Source organism: Streptomyces sp. (assembly GCF_050698815.1).
In the GTDB taxonomy this organism is placed as follows: Bacteria; Actinomycetota; Actinomycetes; order Streptomycetales; family Streptomycetaceae; genus Streptomyces.
In genome coordinates this window covers 1-4,497 of record NZ_JBOHCV010000680.1, presented here as the reverse complement: position 1 = coordinate 4,497, position 4,497 = coordinate 1, and the positions used below count along the sequence as shown (strand labels likewise).

Here is a 4,497-nt window from a genome sequence, read left to right as displayed (position 1 = left end):
CGACACCGACGGCGACGACGTCCAGGACGGCGAGGAGACGAGGCTCAACGCCTCCCCCCGCGCTAAGAACTCCGCCTTCGACGTGACCCGCCGCGCGGACGGCGGCGCCACCGCCGCCGAGGCCACGCTCAAAGGCCTGAGCGCCAAGCAGGTCGGCGGCTTCCAGGTCACCAGGCTCCCTGCCAAGCAGCAGGAGTTCCCGGAGTCCACTCCGGGCTACCTCGGCAACGGCTTCCAGGTCTCCGCCCCCGCGGACGGCGCCGCAAGGCTCACCTTCCGCCTCGACCCTGACCGTACGGAGGGCACCGCACCGGCCCTCTACCGCTACGACGAGAAGGCCCGCCACCTCGTCAAGCAGTCGGGCCAGCAGCGCAGCGGCAGCACGATCACGGCCACCGCCACGGCCGACGGCTCCGCCAAGTACGTCGTCCTCGACAGCCACGCCTTCGACAAGGCAGGCCCCAAGGCCCCTGGCAAGCGAATCCTCTCCGACGGCCCCGGCGACGGCGGAGACCCGGGTGACCCGCCCCCGACCGACATGCTGATCCACCAGTCGTCCTTCCGCGAGGGCCGCCGCAAGGCCCCCGACCCCCAGCACCCGCCCGTCCCGGCCGACCCGCGCGTCGCCGACGACCGTACCTTCAACGACTACAACTTCGACGAACTCACCGACCTCGGCTGGGAGTTCTGGGTCGCCCGCATCACGCCCGAGTCCTTGATGTGGGCCGAGTTCAACGACATCATGAACTTCGGCAAGCTCGGCGCCGACGCCGACTACGCCCAGTCCGTCGACGACCTCCGCAACGCCTTCCGCTACGGCCGCGGCGGCCAGAGCGCGGGCACGGTCACCGTCGACGACAACTTCGACCCCGGCCGCTACCTCTACCGCGGCTCCGGCACGGCCCTCTCCCGCGCCGTCGGCGCCTCACCGCAGGAGAAGACGTACACCGACAAGGCCGGCCAGATCATCAAGCAGTCCCTCATCGACAACAAGGGCCGCACCGATCAGCTCAAGGTCCAGGAGGACCTCTCCAAGAACTTCCTCTTCCAGGAGTTCCTCCGCCAGGACGTGAAGTACCCCGTGTACGACTTCTCGCTCTGGGACGCCAACCAGCGCGCCCTCTCCATCGCGATCCACCAGTTCCACGGCCACACGGTCGCGCTGAAGGACTACAAGGTCGAGGGCGACTCCTTCTACGGCAAGCTCGTCTTCCACTCCTACGACCACTTCGGTCTCGACCCGGACGACGAGATCACGCAGTACGGCTTCATCGACTGGTTTACGCTCCAGCACTATGACCGGTTCGACGGGAAGTACCCCCCGCCGATCGCGCAGGCGGACATCGAGATCCCCATCAGCGGCACGTTCTGACCTCGCCGACCTGATGCCCCACAGGCGCTCGCCGGGCCGGGTCCTAGTCGTCACGCTGCTCGTCGTGACGGCCGGGTACCTGGCCTGGCGGGTCGCCGTCCTCGCGGGCCTGGAGGCCCACTTCGGCAGCGGCATCGACGAGCAGCGCTTCAACCGGCTGCAGCAGGAGTACGACCGCCGCGAGGACGCCTTTGCCCGGGCCGACGCCCGGATGCGGAAGCTGATCGCGGAACACCCCCGCGCCGAACGCATCGACTGGAGCGGGTACCGGACCTGCGTCCGCGAGCCCGGCCGCCCCTCCGACACGTGCACGACGACGCCCCCGCGCGACCAGAAGGTGTACGACGCCCTCTGGGGCGTCAGCGTGATCCTCTACCAGCCCAAGGACGAGGGCCGCACGTTCTACCGCTTCTACCACGAGGACCCCCCGCGCTACACGATCATGCGCGCCCCCGAGGACACCGCGGAGGAGGCCGAGGAGTACGCGGACGCCCACGGCTTCCGCTCCACCCGCCCCCTCGGGCCCGGCTGGACGATCCTCGGCCCGATCGACGACATCGGCCGCGAGGAGAAGCAGTTCCCGTAGGAGGGCTCTCGCGGAACGCTTCGCCGGGAAGCAGCAGGCACGAGAGGAGACCCCCACACGTTACTGATCACCGCCGACCGTGTCATCGCAGGCCCCGCGGACCGGGTGACCGCCGACGGTGCCGTGCTCGTCGACGAGAGCACCGGCGCCGTATCCGCCGTCGGCCCCGCCGCCGAGCTGGACGCCGACATCGCCCCGCGCGCTCCCCGGCAGCGGTGCGCGACGGCTGCGAAGCTGTTGACCAAGGCCAGGGCCCGCAGGCTCATCACCGCGCTGGTCGGCCATGACTAGTCCGGCTCGCCCCCATCGTCGTCCGCGTCCAGCTCCGGCGCGTCCGGGTCGCGCAGCGGGCGCAGAGCGCCGGCGGCCGGGGTCGAGGCGGTGAAGCTGTAGCGGCCGAGCAGGTTGAGGTTGCGGTGCTTGAGCGGGGAGAGCCGGGCGATGTCCTCGTCTCGGATCTCGTGGCCCTCGGCCTGGAGCTGGGCGACGGCGGCATCGATGTACTTCGTGGTCCAGAGCACGATGGCGTTGAGGACCAGGCCGAGCGCGCCGAGCTGGTCCTCCATTCCGTCGCGGTACGCCTGGTGGATGGTGCCGCGCTTGCCGTGGCACACGTCGCGGGCCAGCTTGTGGCGGGACTCCTGCACGGTGAGCTGCCGGTTCATCTGCCGCCGGTAGGTGTCGTCCACCGGGTCGACCACGCGCAGCAGGTGCTCGGTCTTGGCGATCCGCCCGTACTCCGCGAACGCCGCCCCGAGCGGGGTCGGGCGCCCGTCACGTCCGAACATGCGCAGCAGGTCGTAGGCGCGGACCTGGTTGGTGACCAGGGAACCGGCGACCTTCAGCATGTCCGGCCAGTGCGTGATCACCTTGTTCAGGTTCACGCGGTTGCGGGCCAGGTCCTCCACCGCGCCGTACGTGCCGGTGGCGACGCCGGGCATCGTGGCCCGCCAGAACCGCTGGTCGTCAAGGTCGCGGAACCGCGGGCTGAAGTTGTAGCCGAGGATCTTGAACAGGCCGAACACCATGTCGGAGTACGAGGCGTTGTCGGTCGCCACCATCTCCGGCTTCACCACCCCGCCGTCGAGGTTCAGCAGGGCGTCCAGGATGTGCAGGGAGTCGCGCGGGGTGCCGGGGACGACCATCTGCCCGATGCCCGCGACCTGGTCGTTGACGGCGTTGAGCCAGGTGATGCCCCGCTTGAACCCGAAGTACTTCGGCGACGGAGCGGCGTTGATGGTGCGCACCGGCACCTGGAAGCGCAGCCCGTCCACGGAGGCGAGCAGCCCGTCACCCCAGTAACGCACGATCGAAATGTCGGCTACCGCTTCTGGCGGGATATCGGCTATGCCGTCGGCGCTCTGGTAGCCGGTGTCCTCGCCGACACCCTCAATCTCAACGCCACCGTCGTCGCGGCCGCCGTCCTCACCCGCCCTTTCCGGTCTCTTCGCCGCCCGCCGGATCACTGAACGCGCCACCGAATGAACAGCATCTCGACGCTGCGCGCGTGCGGGCCGCGCCTGCGGGACTGCTCGGATCGGCTCGGTCGGCTTCTCCACCAACGCGGCCGGTCAGCCGGTCAGCCGGTGCGGCGGGAGCGGGCCAGAGCCAGCCCGCCGAGCACCACGCCGATCAGCCCCACCACCAAGGCCACGATGGCCCCGCCCCGCCCGTTGCCGGTGCCGATGCCAGCGTCGGAGGTGGCCACAACCAGCCCACCGAGGGCCATACCGATCAGCCCCGCCACCAGGGCCACGATCGCCCCCCTTCCCCCGTTGCCGGTTCCGATACGCCCGGCGGGGCGGGCCAGAGCCAGCCCACCGATGACCACGCCGGTCAGCCCCACGAGCGCGGCCACGATGGCCCCGAGTCGCCCGGAGCTCATGGTGTAGACACTGGCGGCGGTGAGCAAATGACCTATGGACATGAGGTGCTCCTTCTCCTACGACTGGACGTCGCCCGATCATGTCCGCCGGACCCACCGCCGATCGTCCTGCGGGCGGATGCACTTCGCGCTGCCGCCGATGCCGTAGCCGGCTGCCCTATACGCCGCAGGCGCCGCGAAGGTACTGCGTGCGCGGTAGCAACCGCTCGTCCCTGAGCGGGACTCGCCCGCAGCGGCGTCCGGCTAATGTGCGCGCATGAGCACAGGACGGCCCGGTCTCCCGGCCGGTGTCAGAGACTGGGCGATCGCCCTCGGCGTGGCAGCGGCGCTGCTGGTCACCGGGGCGTCCGGGCAGCGCTCCGCCACGGACCTCGACCTGCTCGGCTACGCGCTGCTGGCGGCCGGCGGCCTGGCGTTGGCCGCCCGCTGCCGGGCTCCGGTTCCCGTCCTGGCCGTCACCGGGCTGTGCGCGGTGGGTCATCAGGCGGCCGGTTTCGATGTGCCCGCCGTCGCGTTCCTGTTCGCGGTGTACGCCGCCGTGCGGGCGGGACACCGCATCATCACGGTGGCGGCGAGCGTGACCATGCTGGCCGCCCTTCCGCTCGCGGCCCTGGCCTCGGGTCTGCACGACACGGGCGAGGCGTTCGCGCAGGC

4 protein-coding genes and 2 pseudogenes are annotated in these 4,497 nt (G+C 70.6%); 4 read left to right on the top strand and 2 right to left on the bottom strand.

Annotated elements, in window-relative coordinates:
- From ACRDP3_RS24340 to ACRDP3_RS24330, 3 genes are all read left to right on the top strand, one after another.
- On the top strand, window positions 1-1,372 hold a 1,372-nt coding region (locus ACRDP3_RS24340), incomplete at its 5' end, for a DUF3289 family protein (RefSeq protein ID WP_431519141.1).
- A 13-nt stretch (window positions 1,373-1,385) separates the two neighbouring features.
- Window positions 1,386-1,958: a hypothetical protein gene (locus ACRDP3_RS24335; protein WP_431519140.1), complete on the top strand. Its 573-nt coding sequence runs from the start codon at window positions 1,386-1,388 to the stop codon at window positions 1,956-1,958.
- Window positions 1,959-2,063: 105 nt separating this feature from the next.
- A complete protein-coding gene (locus ACRDP3_RS24330; protein ID WP_431519139.1) occupies window positions 2,064-2,249 on the top strand; it encodes a hypothetical protein in 186 nt (61 codons plus the stop codon).
- On the opposite strand, the pseudogene ACRDP3_RS24325 reads toward ACRDP3_RS24330, so the two are convergent.
- Together ACRDP3_RS24325 and ACRDP3_RS24320 are read right to left on the bottom strand one after the other, a co-directional pair.
- A pseudogene (locus ACRDP3_RS24325) lies at window positions 2,246-3,289 on the bottom strand (transposase); the annotation flags it as partial. The gene ACRDP3_RS24330 and the pseudogene ACRDP3_RS24325 sit on opposite strands and share 4 nt — an antisense overlap.
- Window positions 3,290-3,537: 248 nt before the next feature.
- On the bottom strand, window positions 3,538-3,885 hold the full coding sequence (locus ACRDP3_RS24320; RefSeq protein WP_431519138.1) for a DUF6223 family protein: 348 nt from the start codon (window positions 3,883-3,885) through the stop codon (window positions 3,538-3,540).
- 214 nt (window positions 3,886-4,099) lie between these two features.
- On the opposite strand from ACRDP3_RS24320, the pseudogene ACRDP3_RS24315 reads away from it, so the two are divergent.
- A pseudogene (locus ACRDP3_RS24315) lies at window positions 4,100-4,497 on the top strand (sensor histidine kinase); the annotation flags it as partial.

Excerpts from the sequence above, each read along its gene's own strand:
- ACRDP3_RS24320 (WP_431519138.1), bottom strand. The coding sequence starts at position 3,885 with ATGTCCATAGGTCATTTGCTCACCGCCGCCAGTGTCTACACCATGAGC.
- ACRDP3_RS24335 (WP_431519140.1), top strand. The coding sequence starts at position 1,386 with ATGCCCCACAGGCGCTCGCCGGGCCGGGTCCTAGTCGTCACGCTGCTC.